Below are 18,467 nucleotides of genomic sequence, written 5' to 3' on the forward strand. Positions count from 1 at the left end.
GGATGAAACAACAATCTAGTCTAGCTCGTCTATGGAGCTATTTAAAAGCCTACCGATTCTCTGTTTTCTTTGCAGTCTTCTTGAAGATAGTCAGCGTCATTATGAGTGTTATCGAGCCTTTTGTATTGGGGCTTGCCATTACAGAGTTAACCAGCAATCTTCTTGCTATGGCAAATGGTGTTGCAGGAGCGGGTATCAATACCAGCTATATCGCAGTGATTCTTGTTATTTATCTCTTGCGTGGTCTTCTCTATGAGTTGGGTTCTTACTACTCAAACTACTTTATGACCAATGCGGTGCAGTCCATGATACAGGATTTGCGAAATGAAATGAGTGAAAAAATCAATCGCATTCCTGTGTCCTACTTTGACAAGCACCAGTTTGGAGATTTGCTCGGTCGTTTTACAAGTGACGTTGAAACTGTTTCAAACGCTCTACAACAATCTTTCTTACAGATTGTCAATGCAGTCTTTACCATTCTTTTTGTTATGGGAATGGTGCTCTATCTAAATATTCAGTTGGCTGTCATTGTTATCTTGTCGATTCCGATAACTTATTTTGGGGCTAAAACAATTCTGAATCGTTCGCAGCCATACTTTAAACAGCAGGCAGCCATTCTAGGTCGTATGAATGGATTTGTGCAGGAAAACTTGACAGGTTTCAATGTCCTCAAACTTTTTGGCCGTGAAGAAAACTCTCAAGAGAGATTTGAGAAGATTACGGATGAATTGCAACAGGTCGGATTTAAGGCTAGCTTTATTTCAGGTTTGATGATGCCTGCCTTACACATTGTATCCGACTTAACTTATCTGATAGTCGCTGTCCTAGGAGGATTGCAGGTTATTGCAGGTCGCTTAACCATTGGTAATATGCAGGCTTTCGTTCAGTATGTGTGGCAGGTCAGTCAACCAATTCAAAATATCACTCAATTAGCAGGACAAATGCAAAGTGCCAAGTCTTCACTTGACCGTGTCTTTGAAGTTTTAGATGAACAGGAAGAAGTCCAAGCTGCTGAAGTGAAAGAACTGGCACCATTGACAGGTCAAGTTAGCTTCAAGAACGTCGATTTCCAATATGTGGAAAATAAACCATTGATTCGCAATTTCAACCTAGATGTTAAACCTGGAGAGATGGTAGCTATCGTTGGACCTACTGGAGCAGGTAAAACTACCCTGATCAACCTGCTCATGCGTTTTTATGATGTGACCGCAGGTGCTATTTTAGTGGATAGTCAAGATATTCGTGACCTGTCTCGTCAGGACTACCGTCGTCAGTTTGGGATGGTATTACAAGATGCCTGGCTCTATGAAGGTAGTATCAAGGAAAATCTTCGTTTTGGAAATCTTGATGCAACGGATGAAGAAATTGTTGAAGCTGCTAAGGCTGCCAATGTTGACCACTTTATCCGCACCCTTCCTGGTGGCTATAACATGGAAATGAACCAAGAGTCAAGTAATATTTCTCTTGGGCAAAAACAGTTGTTAACTATCGCGCGTGCACTCTTAGCAGATCCCAAAATTCTAATCCTTGATGAAGCGACATCATCAGTCGATACCCGCTTGGAGCTCTTGATTCAAAAGGCCATGAAGCGTTTGATGAAGGGAAGAACAAGCTTTGTTATCGCCCATAGACTTTCTACTATTCAGGAAGCGGACAAGATTTTGGTGCTGAAAGATGGACAGATTATCGAACAAGGAAATCATGAAAGTCTCTTAGCTGCAAAAGGTTTCTATTATGACCTTTATCAAAGTCAATTTTCTAGTAAAAACAGAGAAAATAGCTAGGATAAATAGCCACTCATTTTCTTAAATTATCAGTCAATTACAACTTTTTTAATATGGGTTAATTTTCTTGCTTTTGTCTACTAGGTGTAGTATACTGAGGTAGTAATCAATAAATATGGTTGCAAAAATAATATTATGAGGTGAGAAAAATGGTAGAATTGAAAAAAGATGCATTAAAAGACGTAGCAACATTATCTAAACCAGCGGCAGAAGCGCTAGTAAATACAAAGGAAGTTTTGAATCAATCAGTAGCAGACTTGTATGTAGCACATATCGCTCTTCATCAAGTACACTGGTACATGCGTGGTCGTGGTTTCCAAGTATGGCATCCTAAGATGGATGAATACATGGATAGCCTAGATGGTTACCTTGATGAAATCAGCGAACGCTTGATTACACTTGGTGGCAAACCATACTCTACTTTGACAGAATTCCTTCAACACAGTGAAATCGAAGAAGGAGCTGGAGAGTTCCGTAACGTAGAAGAAAGTTTGGAACGTGTCCTTGAAATTTATCGTTACCTTATCACTCTTTTCCAAAAAGCATTGGATGTAACAGATGAAGAAGGTGATGATGTAACCAATGATATCTTCGTTGGTGCTAAAGCTGACCTTGAAAAAACAGTCTGGATGCTTGCAGCAGAATTAGGACAAGCACCTGGTTTGTAAGATACTGTATTTTTCTAAAAATCCGTAGAAGTTTTCTACGGATTTTTTCTATTCAGGAGGGCATTCCAAAACAGTCTTTTTTGAAGATTTTTGATAAAATAGAACTATCAATGAAAAGGATGAAAGCATGACAAAGAAAATCGTAGCCATTTGGGCTCAAGATGAAAAGGGTGTAATCGGGAAAGAGGATCGTTTACCTTGGCATTTGCCAGCAGAGTTAAAACATTTTAAAGAAACAACCTTGAATCATGCCATTTTAATGGGTCGTGTAACCTTTGATGGGATGGGTCGACGATTGCTTCCAGGACGTGAAACCTTGATTTTGACGCGTAATCCCGAAGAAACAATCGATGGTGCTCTGGTCTTCCAAAATGTTGAGGATGTTTTAGACTGGTATCATCATCAGGATAAAAATCTATACATCCTTGGTGGCAAGCAAATTTTTCAGCTTTTTGAACCTTTCTTAGATGAGCTTATTGTGACACAAATTCATGCTCAAGTTGAAGGGGATACCTATTTCCCAGAAGATTTTGACTTGACTGCTTTTGAAACTATTACAAGTAAATCTTATAGCAAAGATGAAAAAAATGCCTATGATTTTACCATCGAATATAGAAAGAGAAAGGAAGTCTAATGGAGCGCAGTATTTTTGGATTTTTTACAGCTCTTTTGTGTGCTGTCTGTCTAGTAGCTGGAACACACGCTTTTCGTAAAAAGCGCTTTGGACTTGCTACTCTGCTTTGGCTTAATGCTTTTACAAACTTGGTGAATAGCATTCATGCTTTTTATATGACCTTATTTTAGATAGAAAGAATAGTTAGAACGGAAGGGAATCATGCCTACAAATAGGAAAAATGATATGATGGTTTATTGCTCATTTTGTGGCAAAAGCCAAGAAGAAGTTAAAAAAATAATCGCTGGGAACAATGCCTTTATCTGTAATGAATGTGTAGAGTTAGCCCAGGAAATTATTCGTGAGGAGTTGGCTGAGGAAGTTTTGGCGGACTTGTCTGAGGTACCAAAACCAATCGAACTCCTAAACATTTTGAACCACTATGTGATTGGTCAAGATCGTGCTAAACGTGCTCTGGCAGTGGCTGTTTATAACCACTACAAACGCATCAATTTCCATGACACTCGTGAAGATAGTGAAGATGTTGATTTACAAAAGTCAAACATTCTAATGATTGGCCCAACTGGTTCAGGGAAGACTTTCCTTGCTCAAACTCTTGCTAGAAGTTTGAATGTACCATTTGCTATAGCGGATGCAACAGCTCTTACTGAAGCTGGCTATGTGGGTGAGGACGTTGAAAATATCCTCCTCAAACTTTTGCAGGCAGCTGATTTTAACATTGAACGCGCAGAACGTGGGATTATCTATGTCGATGAGATTGACAAGATTGCTAAGAAGAGTGAGAATGTTTCTATCACACGTGATGTTTCTGGTGAAGGTGTGCAACAAGCCCTTCTCAAGATTATCGAAGGAACTGTAGCTAGCGTACCACCTCAAGGCGGACGCAAACATCCACAACAAGAAATGATTCAAGTAGATACCAAGAATATCCTCTTCATCGTAGGTGGTGCCTTCGATGGAATCGAAGAAATTGTCAAACAGCGTTTGGGTGAAAAAGTCATTGGTTTCGGACAAAACAACAAGGCCATTGACGAAAACAGCTCTTATATGCAAGAAATCATCGCAGAAGATATTCAAAAATTCGGAATTATTCCTGAGTTGATTGGACGCTTGCCCGTTTTTGCAGCTCTGGAGCAGTTGACCGTAGATGATTTGGTCCGTATCTTGAAAGAGCCAAGAAATGCCTTGGTTAAACAATACCAGACCTTGCTTTCATATGACGATGTTGAGCTTGAATTTGACGATGAAGCACTTCAGGAAATTGCCAACAAAGCCATCGAACGTAAAACTGGTGCCCGTGGTCTTCGCTCAATCATCGAAGAAACCATGCTAGACGTCATGTTTGAGGTTCCAAGTCAAGAAAATGTGAAAACTGTTCGTATCACAAAAGAAGCAGTTGACGGAACGGCTAAGCCAATTCTAGAGACAGCCTAGAGGTGACTATGGAAATCAATACACACAATGCTGAGATTTTGCTGAGTGCAGCCAACAAGTCCCACTATCCGCAGGATGAACTTCCTGAGATTGCTCTTGCAGGGCGCTCAAATGTTGGTAAATCAAGTTTTATCAATACCATGCTCAATCGTAAAAATCTAGCTCGTACTTCAGGAAAACCAGGAAAAACACAACTACTCAATTTCTTTAATATTGATGACAAGATGCGTTTTGTGGATGTGCCTGGTTATGGTTACGCCCGTGTTTCCAAAAAGGAACGCGAAAAATGGGGTCGTATGATTGAGGAATATTTAACCACTCGAGAAAATCTTCGGGCGGTTGTCAGTCTCGTTGACCTTCGCCATGATCCGACGGCTGATGATGTACAGATGTACGAATTTCTTAAGTATTATGAGATTCCTGTCATCATTGTAGCGACAAAGGCAGACAAGATTCCGCGTGGAAAATGGAATAAGCACGAATCAGCTATTAAAAAGAAATTAAACTTTGATCCAAGTGATGATTTCATCCTCTTTTCGTCCGTAACAAAAGCAGGAATGGATCAAGCTTGGGATGCTATTTTAGAAAAATTGTGAGGAATACATATGGCAAAAACAATTCATACAGATAAAGCTCCAAAAGCAATCGGACCTTACGTTCAAGGAAAAATCGTTGGCAACCTTTTGTTCGCTAGCGGTCAAGTTCCACTATCTCCTGAAACTGGAGAAATCGTAGGTGAAACGATTCAAGAACAGACAGAACAAGTCTTGAAAAATATTGGAGCTATTTTAGCAGAGGCAGGAACAGACTTTGACCATGTTGTTAAAACAACTTGCTTCTTGAGTGATATGAACGACTTTGTACCTTTTAACGAGGTTTACCAAACAGCCTTTAACAAGGAATTTCCAGCTCGTTCAGCTGTAGAAGTAGCTCGTCTTCCTCGCGATGTAAAAGTCGAAATTGAAGTCATCGCAGAGATTGGATAAGCGAGTTGAAGTTTGGTTCTTCCAAACTTCTTTTGATATAAGGAGACAAAGATGACAAAGAAACAACTTCACCTGGTGATTGTTACAGGGATGAGTGGTGCAGGAAAAACTGTAGCTATTCAATCCTTTGAAGATTTAGGATATTTTACCATTGATAATATGCCACCTGCCCTCTTACCAAAATTTTTACAGTTGGTTGAGACCAAGGATGATGATCATAAGTTGGCCCTAGTGGTTGATATGCGTAGTCGTTCTTTCTTCTCAGAGATTCAGGCTGTCTTAGATGAATTGGAAAACCAAGATGATTTAGACTTTAAAATCCTCTTTTTGGATGCGGCTGATAAGGAATTAGTGGCACGTTATAAGGAAACAAGAAGAAGTCATCCACTAGCAGCAGATGGTCGTATCTTGGATGGAATCAAGTTGGAACGCGAACTCTTGGCGCCGTTGAAAAATATGAGTCAAAACGTGGTAGACACGACAGAGTTAACTCCACGTGAACTTCGAAAGACCATTGCAGAACAGTTTTCAGACCAAGAACAGGCTCAGTCCTTCCGTATTGAGGTTATGTCTTTCGGGTTTAAATATGGCATTCCTATTGATGCTGACTTGGTATTTGATGTTCGTTTCCTCCCAAATCCCTACTATCTACCAGAACTTCGTAATCAGACAGGTGAAGATCAAGCCGTTTATGACTATGTTATGAATCATGAGGAATCTGAAGATTTCTACCGTCATTTGTTGGCTTTGATTGAACCAATCCTACCTGGCTACAAAAAAGAAGGAAAATCTGTTTTAACCATTGCAGTAGGTTGTACAGGCGGGCAACACCGAAGCGTTGCCTTCGCCAAACGATTAGCCACTGATTTGTCTAAAAATTGGCCTGTAAATGAAAGTCATCGTGATAAAGACCGAAGAAAGGAAACGGTAAACCGTTCATGAGAAAACCAAAAATTACGGTGATTGGTGGAGGAACTGGAATCCCTGTTATTTTAAAAAGTTTGCGGGAAAGAGATGTGGACATTGCAGCCATTGTAACTGTTGCTGATGACGGAGGTTCTTCAGGTGAACTGCGTAAAAATATGCAGCAGTTGACACCACCTGGTGATTTACGCAATGTCCTTGTTGCCATGTCAGATATGCCAAAGTTCTATGAGAAGGTTTTTCAATACCGCTTTTCGGAGGATGCAGGTGCCTTTGCTGGACATCCGCTGGGGAATATTCTCATAGCAGGGCTTTCTGAAATGCAGGGTTCAACCTATAATGCCATGCAACTACTGAGTAAATTTTTCCATACGACTGGAAAGATTTATCCATCTAGTGATCACCCCTTGACCTTGCATGCAGTCTTTAAAGATGGTTCAGAAGTAGCTGGGGAAAGTCACATTGCAGACCATCCAGGCATGATTGACCATGTTTATGTCACCAATACCCTGAATGATGAAAAACCGCAGGCTAGCCGTCGAGTTGTCAATACCATTCTTGAGAGTGATATGATTGTCTTAGGACCTGGTTCACTCTTTACCTCCATTTTGCCGAATATTGTCATTGAAGAGATTGGACAAGCCCTTCTTGAAACCAAAGCAGAGGTGGCTTATGTTTGCAATATCATGACCCAACGTGGTGAGACTGAGCATTTTACAGATAGTGATCATGTGGAAGTCTTGCATCGTCATCTTGGTCGCCCCTTTATTGATACCGTACTTGTTAATATCGAAAAGGTTCCAAGAGACTATATGGACACCAACCGTTTCGATGAGTATCTAGTTCAGGTTGAGCATGATTTTGAAGGCTTACGTAAGCAAGTCCCCCGTGTCATTTCATCCAACTTCCTACGTTTGGAAAATGGTGGTGCCTTCCATGATGGGGATTTAATCGTAGATGAGCTCATGCGAATCATACAGGTGAGAAAATGAGTTTCACAGTAGCAGTAAAAGAAGAAATCCTAGGTCAACACCACCTGAGTCGCTATGAGTTATCAGCCATTATTAAGATGTCTGGAAGCGTAGGTTTGTCTAGTTCTGGCTTGACCTTATCCGTTGTTACAGAGAGTGCCAAGCTTGCCCGCCATCTTTATGAATCGTTCTTACACTTTTATGGTATTAAGTCGGAGATTCGTCATCATCAGAGAAGCAATCTTCGTAAAAATCGGGTCTATACTGTGTTTACAGATGAACAAGTCCAAGAACTTTTAGCGGATTTGCGTCTGGCTGATTCTTTCTTTGGTCTGGAGACGGGAATTGATCCAGATATTTTAGGAGATGAAGAAGCAGGTCGTGCCTATCTCTGTGGTGCTTTTTTAGCAAACGGGAGTATTCGAGATCCCGAGTCAGGCAAGTATCAGCTGGAAATTAGTTCAGTTTATCTAGATCATGCCCAAGGGATCGCTTCGCTCTTGCAGCAGTTCTTGTTAGATGCCAAGGTGATTGAACGAAAAAAAGGTGCAGTGACCTATCTCCAGCGAGCAGAAGATATTATGGATTTCCTGATTTTAGTAGGAGCTATGCAGGCACGTGATACTTTTGAAGGTGTCAAGATTCTCCGAGAAACTCGAAATGACCTCAATCGTGCCAATAATGCAGAGACGGCAAATATTGCTCGTACGGTTTCAGCGAGTATGAAAACCATTAACAATATCAGTAAAATCAAAGATAGAATTGGTTTGGATAATCTGCCAGCAGACTTGCAGGAAGTCGCCCGTCTGCGTATCCAGCATCCAGACTATTCTATTCAAAAGTTGGCAGATAGTCTGACAAATCCCTTAACCAAAAGTGGTGTCAATCATCGCTTGAGAAAGATCAACAAAATCGCAGAGGAATTGTAAAAACCACGAATCGCATGATTCGTGGTTCTTTTCTTATAGACTTGTAGAGTGTTTTGGTTGTACTTTCTGTTCTGGGTCAATGTAGTTAATGGCATTGTTGACAGCAGTTGGTGCTTCACCAAGACCTGTTGCAATCAAGTCAATCTTACCTTCGTAGTAGCAGCAGTCACCGATAGCATAAATTCCAGCTTGGCTTGACTCTTGCTTGCTATTGACGATAATCTTGTGGCGGTTCAGTTCTAATCCCCATTTTTTAAGATTACCGACAGAAGATTTAAAGCCATAGTTGACAAAGAGGTGGTCCAATTCAATGGTTTCGGTTTCATCGGATTTGACTTTTGTGATTTCAAGCTTGTCAAGAGTTTGGCCGTCACCAAGAAGTTGACTCGGCACAAATGGTGTTTTGATAGTTACAGAAGACTCTTGCAAGGCCTGTACGCTATGCTCAAGTGCACGGAAGTTATCGCGACGGTGAACAAGTGTAGTTGGAGCAATCTTTTCAAAAGCTAAAGCCCAGTCAACGGCTGAGTCACCACCACCCAGGATGGTTACCTTCTGACCAGCATATTGTTGAATATTAGAAACGTGGTAGTGGATATTGTCATAGCCTTCAACACCTTCTAATTCGAGTGGACGTGGTTTAAAAGCACCACCACCCATAGCAATAATAACGGTTTTAGAAGTATGATTTCCCTTATTGGTTGTAATCTTAAAAACATCATCCTCTTTTTCAATCTCAAGAACAGTTTCATTGAGGTGAACAGGTGTCTCAAACCCTTCAAGTTGTTCCAGAAGGCGGTTAGTCAATTCTTCCCCTGTGAGGTTTGGAAAACCTGGAACATCGAGAATTTGTTTTTCAGGATATAGGATGGCAGGTTGACCACCTAGTTGAGGAAGAGAATCGATGATTTGTACTTTGGCTTGACGAAGGTGAGCATAAAAGGCTGCGAAAAGACCGACAGGTCCACCTCCTACAATGGTAATATCATATAGTTCAGACATGGTTTCTCCTTAATTCATTTCTATCATTTTATTCTATCATATTTTCTACCAATTTAAAATGAAGTAGGGGGAAGAAAATTTTTATATAAAATGATATAATGAAGAGTAGCTTTTTTATGGAGAGGAGGCCTAGAATGAATTTTCAGCAATTATCTAATCTTCAATACTGGTCTAGTTTGTTTTCCAGTCCTTGGAGTATTCTGATAAATGTGATTGATATTCTTATCGTTGCCTATATCTTATACCAATTTACAAAATCAATTGCAGGAACCAAGATTATGATCCTGGTTCGAGGTGTTTTAGTGTTTATCTTAGCTCAGATAGCAGCAAATACCCTAGGCTTGACGACTATTTCTTGGTTGATCAATCAATTGATTACTTACGGTGTTATCGCAGCGGTTGTTATTTTCTCTCCAGAAATTCGGACAGGTTTAGAGCGATTAGGACGTGCGACTGATTTCTTTTCAAGTACACCAATGAGTTCAGAAGAACAGATGATTCAGGCCTTTGTTAAAGCAGTTGAATATATGAGCCCGCGAAAAATTGGAGCACTGGTATCAGTTCAGCGTGTCAGAACCTTGCAGGAATATATATCTACGGGGATTCCTTTAGATGCTAAGATTTCTGCAGAACTCTTAATCAATATCTTCATTCCAAACACACCTTTACATGATGGTGCAGTCATTATAAAAGGTGATCGAATAGCTGTAACATCTGCTTATCTTCCACTTACTGAAGACACTGGTATTTCTAAGGAGTTTGGAACGCGACACCGTGCAGCCATTGGTTTATCTGAGGTTTCTGATGCTCTCACTTTTGTGGTATCAGAGGAAACTGGAGGTATTTCCATTACCTATAATGGTGTCTTTAAGCATGATTTAACGATGGAAGAATTTGAGGAAGAGCTACGTCGTATACTGATTCCGGAAAATTCACAAGAGCCAAGCTTAACAGAGCGTATATTAGGAGGCTGGAAGAATGAAAAAAAATAGTTTATATATCATCTCCTCACTCCTCTTTGCTTGCGTTTTATTTATCTACGCTACCTCTATTAATTATCAAAATAATAATAATGCAAGACCGGCTCGAACAGAAACCTATACTAATACGGTCGTAAATGTACCGATTGACATTCAGTACGATAGTGAGCAGTATTTTATTAGTGGTTTTAGTTCAGAAGTAACGGTATTTTTAACTGGATCCAATCGAGTGACCTTGGCTAGTGAGATGCAAGAAAGCACTCGTAAATTTAAGGTTACTGCAGATTTAACACAGGCGACAGAAGGAACCGTTGAAGTTCCCTTGACCATTGAAAATCTTCCGAGCGGTTTAACAGCCCTAGCAACACCACAGAAAATCACCGTTAAAATTGGGAAGAAAGCAACAAGGGATAATTTACCAGTCACTCCACAGATTGACTCTGGTAAGGTTGATGAACGAATTCTTATCGATAGTGTGACTGTTTCAGATGAACGCGTTTCGGTTACTAGTGATGTTGATACCTTGTCTAAGATTGATAAGATTGTGGCTGTTTTACCAACTAGTGAAAAAATTACAGGAAATTATACAGGTTCAGTTCCTTTACAAGCTATTGATAAGAATGGAACAGTTTTACCAACGGTGATTACACCGTATGAAACAACCATGAAGATAACAACGAAACAAGCTCGATCAGCAAGTAGTTCAAGCTCTTCAACTACTAGCTCATCTTCAACGAAATCTTCTACTGCAGAGTCTGAAACCAAACCAGACTCTTCAAAGAAAGACTAAAAAAATTAGAAAAGGATATAACATGGGTAAATATTTTGGAACGGACGGAGTCCGTGGAGAAGCAAACGTAGAACTTACGCCAGAATTAGCTTTTAAATTGGGACGTTTTGGAGGTTATGTTCTCAGTCAACATACGACTGAAGCACCAAAAGTGTTTGTAGGACGTGACACTCGTATCTCAGGTCAAATGCTAGAAGCAGCTTTGATTGCTGGCCTCCTTTCAGTCGGAATTCACGTTTACAAACTAGGCGTTCTTGCAACACCAGCAGTAGCTTATCTTGTAAAAACAGAAGGTGCGAGCGCAGGTGTCATGATTTCAGCTAGTCACAACCCAGCCCTTGATAATGGAATTAAATTCTTTGGTGGTGACGGCTTTAAACTAGACGATGACAAAGAAGCAGAAATCGAAGCCTTGCTAGATGCCAGTGAAGATACTCTCCCACGTCCAAGTGCAGAGGGCTTGGGTACGGTTGTTGACTACCCGGAAGGTTTACGTAAATATGAATCCTATCTTGTTTCAACTGGAACTCCTCTTGAAGGGATGAAGGTTGCCTTGGACACTGCTAACGGAGCAGCTGCAACCAGTGCTCGTCAAATTTTTGCAGATCTAGGTGCTCAATTAACAGTTATCGGTGAAACACCAGATGGCCTTAACATCAACTTGAACGTTGGTTCAACTCATCCAGAAGCCTTGCAAGAACTTGTAAAAGAAAGCGGGTCAGCCATTGGTTTAGCCTTTGATGGTGATAGCGACCGTTTGATTGCTGTTGATGAAAATGGCGAAATTGTCGATGGTGACAAGATTATGTACATCATTGGGAAATACCTCTCTGAAAAAGGTCAATTGGCTCAAAACACGATTGTGACAACAGTTATGTCCAACCTCGGTTTCCATAAGGCCTTGGATCGTGAAGGAATCAATAAAGCAGTCACTGCTGTTGGAGACCGCTATGTAGTTGAAGAAATGAGAAAATCTGGCTACAATCTCGGTGGTGAGCAATCAGGTCACGTTATCTTGATGGACTATAATACTACTGGTGATGGTCAGCTTTCAGCTGTTCAATTGACGAAAATCATGCAAGAAACAGGTAAGAGTTTGTCTCAATTGGCTTCAGAAGTGACAATTTACCCACAAAAATTGGTCAATATCCGTGTGGAAAATGCCATGAAAGAAAAAGCTATGGAAGTGCCAGCTATCAAAGCTATTATTGAGAAGATGGAAGCAGAAATGGCAGGAAATGGTCGCATCCTCGTTCGTCCGAGCGGAACAGAACCACTCTTGCGAGTGATGGCTGAAGCGCCTACAGCAGAAGAAGTGGACTACTACGTGGATACGATTGCTCAAGTTGTTAAAACTGAGATTGGTATTTAGTAAATCTAGCAGAAAATAAAAAAATATGGTACAATGGCAACTATATTGTACCAATGGAGATGAAAATGAATTTAAAACGTGAACAAGAATTTGTCAGTCAGTATCACTTTGATGCGCGTAACTTTGAATGGGAAAATGAAAATGGAGCACCTGAAACTAAGGTAGATGTAAACTTCCAGTTGCTTCAGCATGATCAAGAAAATCAAGTTACCTCTTTAGTAGTTGTTTTGAGCTTTATGATTGTCTTTGATAGATTTGTCATTAGTGGAACGATTTCTCAAGTCAACCATGTTGAAGGTCGTATTATCGATCAGCCAAGTGATTTCAGCCAAGAAGAGGTTGAGACACTAGCTCGTCCATGTTTGGACATGCTTAATCGTTTGACTTATGAAGTAACAGAAATTGCCCTTGATTTACCGGGAATTAATTTGGAGTTTTAAGAAATGAAATTAGCGGTCATAACAGACTCATCTGCTTTTCTACAAGCGGAAGCCTTGCGGAAAGAAGATTTATTTGTGCTAGACATTCCTGTGAATATCGATGGACAGGAGTATGTTGAAGGTGTAAATCTAACCGCTCAAGAATTTTATGAAAAAATGGCTTCAGCAAGCGAATTGCCAAAAACGAGCCAACCAAGTATTGCCAAGTTGGATGAAATTTTATCATCATTAAAAGCTAAAGGCTATACACATGCCTTAGGTCTTTTCCTATCTTCTGGAATTTCAGGATTTTACCAAAACATCCAGTATATGAAGGATGAATATGAAGGGGTAACCATTGCCTTTCCTGATACCCGTATTACAAGCGCTCCCCTAGGCTATATGGTTGAGAGTGTCTTGAAATGTGCAGAGCAAGGAGATGGCTTTGAGTCTATCTTAGATAAAGTAACTGAACAGATTGAAAATACCTCAGCCTTTATCATGGTGGATGATCTTGACCATCTAGTTAAGGGTGGACGACTCTCTAATGGTGCGGCTATTTTGGGGAATCTCCTTAGTATCAAGCCAATCCTATACTTCAATGACCAAGGTGTGATAGAAGTATATGAAAAGGTTCGTACAGAGAAAAAGGCTACAAAACGCTTAGTTGAAATTGTTAAAGAAGCAACAGATAATGGGAATTACCAGATCACTGTCATTCACGGGAATGCTCCTCAAAAAGCAGCAGATTTGCGCCAGCTTTTAATCGATGGTGGAGTGGCTACAGATGTTTCAATTGCAACCTTCGGTAGTGTTATTGGGACTCACCTGGGAGAAGGAAGTATTGCTCTGGGCTATACACCCATAATCTAGACTATTTTTCATGGACAGCTAAGGTCCTTTGGATCTTGAAAATTTAACACGGACTACCTGCCTCTTGAAAAAAGATGCCTGTCTTGCCTTTCGTGGAAAGTCAGCGCCATTCCCTATTTTTCATGGGCAGCTAACGTCCTTTGTATCTTAAACAGGAGTAGAGATTGAGATGAGTATTCGAGTAATTATTGCTGGTTTTAAGGGAAGAATGGGCCAATCTGCTTGTCAAATGGTTTTGTCTGATCCTGAACTTGAACTGGTAGCGGTTTTAGATCCTTTTGAGTCTGCATCTGACTGGCAGGGAATTCCAGTATTCAATGATAAGAATGACTTGGCAGGTTTTGAGGCAGATGTATGGGTTGACTTTACAACACCAGCTGTTGCCTATGAGAATACACGCTTTGCTCTTGAAAATGGATTTGCTCCAGTAGTTGGAACAACAGGTTTCACTAGTCAAGAGATTGAAGAACTAAAAGAATTTTCTCGTTCCAAAAACTTGGGTGGCTTGATTGCTCCTAACTTTGCTTTGGGTGCTGTTTTGCTCATGCAATTTGCGGTACAAGCTGCAAAATACTTCCCAAATGTAGAGATTATTGAGCTTCACCATGACAAGAAAAAAGATGCTCCGAGCGGAACAGCTATCAAAACAGCGGAATTGATGGCAGAAGTTCGTGAGTCTATCCAACAAGGTGCTAGTGATGAGGAAGAACTCATTTCAGGGGCACGTGGAGCCAACTTTGATGGTATGCGAATCCACTCAGTCCGTTTGCCAGGTTTGGTAGCTCATCAGGAAGTTATATTTGGAAATCAGGGAGAAGGATTGACCCTACGTCATGACTCCTATGATCGTAGCTCCTTCATGACAGGGGTGAATTTGGGAATCAAAGAAGTTGTCAAGCGTCATGAGCTTGTCTATGGATTAGAACACTTATTATGAGATTAACACAAATGCCTTCTGAATTTCAGAAGGCTTTACCAGTATTAGAAAAAATTAAAGAAGCAGGCTTTGAAGCCTATTTTGTTGGAGGTTCTGTTAGGGATGCCCTACTCAATCGTCCCATCCATGATGTGGATATTGCGACTTCATCTTATCCAGAAGAAACCAAGCAGATTTTTCCACGGACAGCTGACATTGGCATTGAGCACGGAACAGTTTTGGTTTTAGACGGAGATGAAGAGTACGAAGTAACCACTTTTAGAACTGAGGATGTCTATGTAGACTACCGTAGACCAAGTTCAGTTTCTTTTGTTCGTTCGTTAGAAGAGGACCTCAAACGCCGTGATTTCACAGTCAATGCCTTTGCCTTGGATGAGATGGGAAAAATTATTGATTTGTTCGATGGTTTGAGAGATCTAGAAAATCAAGTTTTACGAGCAGTTGGTGTAGCTAGTGAGCGTTTCAACGAAGATGCTTTGCGGATTATGCGTGGTTTCCGTTTTCAGGCCAGTCTTGGCTTTGAGCTTGAGCAAGAAACCTTTGAAGCTATGAAAGATCTGACACCACTATTAGAGAAAATTTCTGTGGAACGTACTTTTGTTGAATTTGATAAACTTCTACTAGCTCCTCATTGGCGAGTAGGTCTGTCTTCTATGATTGCAAGTAAAGCTTATGATTATCTTCCGGATATGGCTGGTAGTCAGGAGAACCTCCAATCTTTATTTGGCTTAGATGCTGATTTTACCTTTGAATCTTCTGAACAAGCCTGGGCTGCACTTTTATGGGTTTTAGAAGTGGAAGATGCTCAACAATTTTTGAAACATTGGAAAACTTCGCGTCAATTCGCTAAGCAAGTTCAAGATTTACTTACGATCTTAGAACTTCGTGAAGAAGGTGAACTAAGCAAGCGCGATTGTTACCGTTTTGATCTAGATTTGCTTTTACAGGCTGAAAATCTTCGTCAGGCTCAAGGAAAAGAAGTCAATCCACAGGCTGTCGAAGAGACTTACCACAGCCTAACCATCCATGATAAGAAAGAAATTCAAATCAATGGTGGGATTCTCATCAAGGAATACGGCTATCAACCAGGACCAGAAATGGGAGAAATTTTAGCAGAGATTGAGTATGCTATTGTGGATGGAGATTTGGAAAATAACTTGGAAGCTATTCATGCCTACTTGAGGGAGAAAAAATGAGTGATTTTATTGTTGAAAAACTAAGTAAATCCGTTGGAGACAAAACTGTCTTTAAGGATATTTCCTTTATCATCCATGACTTGGATAGAATCGGTCTTATCGGTGTCAACGGAACTGGGAAAACAACCCTTTTAGATGTGCTTTCAGGAGTTTCTGGTTTTGATGGTGACGTAAGCCCTTTTTCGGCAAAAAATGATTACAAAATTGGCTACTTGACTCAGGACCCAGATTTTGATGATAGCAAGACTGTCTTGGATACTGTTCTATCGAGCGATTTGAAAGAAATCCAGTTGATCCGTGAGTATGAATTGCTCATGCTCAACTACAGTGAGGATAAGCAAGCCCGTTTGGAACGGGTTATGTCGGAGATGGATTCTCTCCAAGCTTGGGAAATTGAGAGTCAGGTCAAGACAGTTCTCAGCAAGTTGGGGATTCAGGATTTATCAATTCCCGTTGGAGCCCTGTCAGGTGGTTTGCGAAGACGGGTTCAGTTGGCCCAAGTACTTTTGGGCAACCATGACCTCTTGTTACTAGATGAACCAACCAACCACTTGGATATTGCGACCATTGAGTGGCTAACCCTCTTCTTGAAAAATTCCAAGAAAACAGTATTATTTATCACCCACGATCGCTATTTCCTAGATGCTCTTTCTACGCGAATCTTTGAGTTGGACAGAGCAGGTTTGACAGAATATCAAGGAAATTACCAAGATTATGTTCGTCTCAAGGCTGAACAGGATGAGCGCGACGCAGCGCTTCTTCACAAAAAGGAACAACTTTACAAACAAGAATTAGCTTGGATGAGACGGCAACCTCAGGCTCGTGCAACCAAGCAACAGGCACGCATCAATCGTTTCCATGACTTGAAGAAGGAAGTTTCAGATAATAGTGTTGAGACAGACTTGAGCATGAATTTTGAAACTAGCCGTATCGGTAAAAAGGTCATCGAGTTCAAGGATGTTTCCTTTGCCTATGACGACAAACAGATTCTGCAACATTTTAACCTTTTGGTTCAAGCCAAAGACCGTATCGGAATCGTTGGTGACAATGGTGTTGGTAAGTCAACTCTTCTCAATCTCATTGCGGGAAGTCTTGAGCCAACGGAAGGAGAGGTTATCATCGGTGAGACGGTTCGCATCGCCTATTTCTCTCAACAAATCGAAGGTCTGGATGAAAGCAAGCGAGTTATCAATTATCTACAAGAAGTGGCAGAAGAGGTTAAAACTAGCAGTGGCTCTACGACATCTATCGCGGAGTTACTAGAACAATTTCTCTTCCCACGCTCAACACACGGTACTTTGATTGAGAAGTTGTCTGGTGGTGAGAAAAAACGACTTTACCTCCTTAAACTACTCCTCGAAAAACCAAATGTTCTCCTCTTGGATGAGCCAACTAATGACCTAGACATTGCGACCTTAACTGTTCTAGAAAATTTCTTACAAGGTTTTGCAGGTCCAGTCTTGACCGTTAGTCACGACCGTTATTTCCTTGATAAGGTGGCGACTAAGATTCTTGCTTTTGAGAATGGCATCATACGTCCGTTCTTTGGCCACTATACCGACTACCTAGATGAAAAAGCCTTCGAAGCAGAAGCAACAAGTCAAGTTCAAAAGGCTGAGAAGGAAAAAGTCGTCAAAGTCCGTGAAGAGAAGAAACGAATGACCTACCAAGAAAAGCAGGAGTGGGCAAGTATTGAAAGTGATATCGAAGCCTTGGAAAATCGTATCTCTGTTATTGAAGAGGAAATGCAGGCCAATGGCTCTGACTTTGGGAAGCTAGCTACTCTTCAAAAAGAGTTAGATGAGAAGAATGAAGTCTTGCTTGAAAAATATGAACGCTATGAATATTTAAGTGAGTTGGCTTAATGGAAGAAAAAATCATCAAATGGAGCAGTAAGAAAATCATCTGGACTATTCTTCTCTGCTTAGTTGAGTTAGCTTTTCTTCTTTGGATCCTATCTTTTATGATGACCTATCCCAAGGAGGCACCTGTGGGATTGGTGGCATTAAGACTCTTTGTCTTATTCTTAATCATCATTGTTGGGTGGATTTTGTATGAACGTTTGCGACTTCTTTTTTCAGATAAAGAGTATTTGAAATGTACGGCGCAAGGTTTTTCCTATAAGCCACATCCTAAAAAAGATTGGCAGTTTTATTCCTGGGGGCAGGTAGAAACGTTTTCTCTTATGAGAATCAAGGGTGGAAGAAGTTCGAGGGATTTTTATACTATTGAAGTTCATTTTTATGACAAGGATTTTATAAAACCCAACTCTCTATGGAATCGTCTACGAAGTAGATTTTCGACTACAAAGCAATCAAATGTTTTGAAAATCCCAATCTACTTGCTGGATGTCGGTTTACCGCGAAGAGTCTTTGAAGCCATGTCCTACTTTGAGCGAGAGTGGCGTATCGAACAAAATCGTCAAGGCAATCAAAAATCTAAAAGCAAAAAGAAGGAAAGATTTCATTAAACGAGCAATAGTTACAGATTTGATTAGAAGCCTTGGACTCAGTTTCCAGGGTTTCTTTCTATTTCTCTTTTCTAAGATTTATGGTATAATAGGGAGTA

Annotated in this window: 20 protein-coding genes; 19 read left to right on the forward strand and 1 reads right to left on the reverse strand. The window is 40.6% G+C overall.

The window, feature by feature from the left end; genetic code table 11:
- The first annotated feature begins 2 nt into the window (after positions 1-2).
- From ADH81_RS06825 to whiA, 10 genes are all read left to right on the forward strand, one after another.
- A complete protein-coding gene (locus ADH81_RS06825; RefSeq protein WP_049527531.1) occupies positions 3-1,784 on the forward strand; it encodes an ABC transporter ATP-binding protein in 1,782 nt (593 codons plus the stop codon).
- Between the two features lie 149 nt (positions 1,785-1,933).
- Complete coding sequence (locus tag ADH81_RS06830; protein ID WP_049527534.1) at positions 1,934-2,452, forward strand: Dps family protein; 519 nt, start codon at positions 1,934-1,936, stop codon at positions 2,450-2,452.
- 127 nt (positions 2,453-2,579) lie between these two features.
- Positions 2,580-3,086, forward strand: a complete 507-nt coding sequence (locus ADH81_RS06835) for a dihydrofolate reductase (protein WP_049527536.1) — start codon at positions 2,580-2,582, stop codon at positions 3,084-3,086.
- Positions 3,086-3,256 (forward strand): hypothetical protein, encoded by a 171-nt coding sequence (locus tag ADH81_RS11330; protein WP_000442255.1) that lies wholly within the window; start codon positions 3,086-3,088, stop codon positions 3,254-3,256. Before ADH81_RS06835 ends, ADH81_RS11330 begins: the two co-directional genes overlap by 1 nt.
- Positions 3,257-3,287: 31 nt before the next feature.
- A complete protein-coding gene (clpX, locus tag ADH81_RS06845; RefSeq protein ID WP_049527538.1) occupies positions 3,288-4,520 on the forward strand; it encodes an ATP-dependent Clp protease ATP-binding subunit ClpX in 1,233 nt (410 codons plus the stop codon).
- Positions 4,521-4,528: 8 nt separating this feature from the next.
- Positions 4,529-5,116, forward strand: a complete 588-nt coding sequence (yihA, locus tag ADH81_RS06850) for a ribosome biogenesis GTP-binding protein YihA/YsxC (RefSeq protein ID WP_006148034.1) — start codon at positions 4,529-4,531, stop codon at positions 5,114-5,116.
- Positions 5,117-5,125: 9 nt separating this feature from the next.
- A complete protein-coding gene (locus ADH81_RS06855; RefSeq protein ID WP_001140424.1) occupies positions 5,126-5,506 on the forward strand; it encodes a RidA family protein in 381 nt (126 codons plus the stop codon).
- 51 nt (positions 5,507-5,557) lie between these two features.
- A complete protein-coding gene (gene rapZ / locus ADH81_RS06860; RefSeq protein ID WP_049527541.1) occupies positions 5,558-6,448 on the forward strand; it encodes an RNase adapter RapZ in 891 nt (296 codons plus the stop codon).
- A complete protein-coding gene (locus ADH81_RS06865; protein ID WP_049527543.1) occupies positions 6,445-7,422 on the forward strand; it encodes a YvcK family protein in 978 nt (325 codons plus the stop codon). Before rapZ ends, ADH81_RS06865 begins: the two co-directional genes overlap by 4 nt.
- The gene (gene whiA / locus ADH81_RS06870) at positions 7,419-8,330 is read left to right on the forward strand and encodes a DNA-binding protein WhiA (RefSeq protein ID WP_000011302.1); all 912 of its coding nucleotides are present in this window, start codon (positions 7,419-7,421) and stop codon (positions 8,328-8,330) included. Before ADH81_RS06865 ends, whiA begins: the two co-directional genes overlap by 4 nt.
- A gap of 33 nt (positions 8,331-8,363) precedes the next feature.
- Here the strand turns inward: whiA and ADH81_RS06875 are convergent, their stop codons facing one another.
- Positions 8,364-9,332, reverse strand: coding sequence for an NAD(P)/FAD-dependent oxidoreductase (locus tag ADH81_RS06875; RefSeq protein WP_045763532.1), 969 nt, complete (start codon positions 9,330-9,332; stop codon positions 8,364-8,366).
- Positions 9,333-9,466: 134 nt separating this feature from the next.
- Here ADH81_RS06875 and cdaA point away from each other — a divergent pair, with 134 nt between their 5' ends.
- The 9 genes from cdaA to ADH81_RS06920 all read left to right on the forward strand — a co-directional run bounded on the left by cdaA (position 9,467) and on the right by ADH81_RS06920 (position 18,369).
- Entirely contained in the window at positions 9,467-10,324 is an 858-nt protein-coding gene (gene cdaA, locus ADH81_RS06880; RefSeq protein WP_045763531.1) for a diadenylate cyclase CdaA, read from the forward strand.
- Positions 10,311-11,102, forward strand: coding sequence for a CdaR family protein (locus ADH81_RS06885; RefSeq protein ID WP_049527546.1), 792 nt, complete (start codon positions 10,311-10,313; stop codon positions 11,100-11,102). The genes cdaA and ADH81_RS06885 overlap by 14 nt, the downstream gene beginning before the upstream one ends.
- Positions 11,103-11,124: 22 nt before the next feature.
- The gene (gene glmM / locus ADH81_RS06890) at positions 11,125-12,474 is read left to right on the forward strand and encodes a phosphoglucosamine mutase (RefSeq protein WP_049527548.1); all 1,350 of its coding nucleotides are present in this window, start codon (positions 11,125-11,127) and stop codon (positions 12,472-12,474) included.
- Positions 12,475-12,539: 65 nt separating this feature from the next.
- Positions 12,540-12,914, forward strand: coding sequence for a DUF1149 family protein (locus ADH81_RS06895; protein WP_001050093.1), 375 nt, complete (start codon positions 12,540-12,542; stop codon positions 12,912-12,914).
- A 3-nt stretch (positions 12,915-12,917) separates the two neighbouring features.
- Positions 12,918-13,766 carry a DegV family protein gene (locus ADH81_RS06900; RefSeq protein WP_049527551.1) on the forward strand — a complete coding sequence of 283 codons (849 nt, stop codon included), beginning with the start codon at positions 12,918-12,920 and terminating at the stop codon, positions 13,764-13,766.
- Positions 13,767-13,935: 169 nt separating this feature from the next.
- Positions 13,936-14,703: a 4-hydroxy-tetrahydrodipicolinate reductase gene (dapB, locus tag ADH81_RS06905; RefSeq protein ID WP_049527553.1), complete on the forward strand. Its 768-nt coding sequence runs from the start codon at positions 13,936-13,938 to the stop codon at positions 14,701-14,703.
- On the forward strand, positions 14,700-15,899 hold the full coding sequence (locus ADH81_RS06910; RefSeq protein WP_080979291.1) for a CCA tRNA nucleotidyltransferase: 1,200 nt from the start codon (positions 14,700-14,702) through the stop codon (positions 15,897-15,899). The genes dapB and ADH81_RS06910 overlap by 4 nt, the downstream gene beginning before the upstream one ends.
- Positions 15,896-17,764 (forward strand): ABC-F family ATP-binding cassette domain-containing protein, encoded by a 1,869-nt coding sequence (locus tag ADH81_RS06915; protein ID WP_049527559.1) that lies wholly within the window; start codon positions 15,896-15,898, stop codon positions 17,762-17,764. The genes ADH81_RS06910 and ADH81_RS06915 overlap by 4 nt, the downstream gene beginning before the upstream one ends.
- Positions 17,764-18,369 (forward strand): hypothetical protein, encoded by a 606-nt coding sequence (locus tag ADH81_RS06920; RefSeq protein ID WP_049527560.1) that lies wholly within the window; start codon positions 17,764-17,766, stop codon positions 18,367-18,369. Before ADH81_RS06915 ends, ADH81_RS06920 begins: the two co-directional genes overlap by 1 nt.
- Positions 18,370-18,467: the final 98 nt, after the last annotated feature.

It is taken from the genome of Streptococcus pseudopneumoniae (genome assembly GCF_001072925.1).
GTDB classification, from domain to species: domain Bacteria; phylum Bacillota; class Bacilli; order Lactobacillales; family Streptococcaceae; genus Streptococcus; species Streptococcus pseudopneumoniae_Q.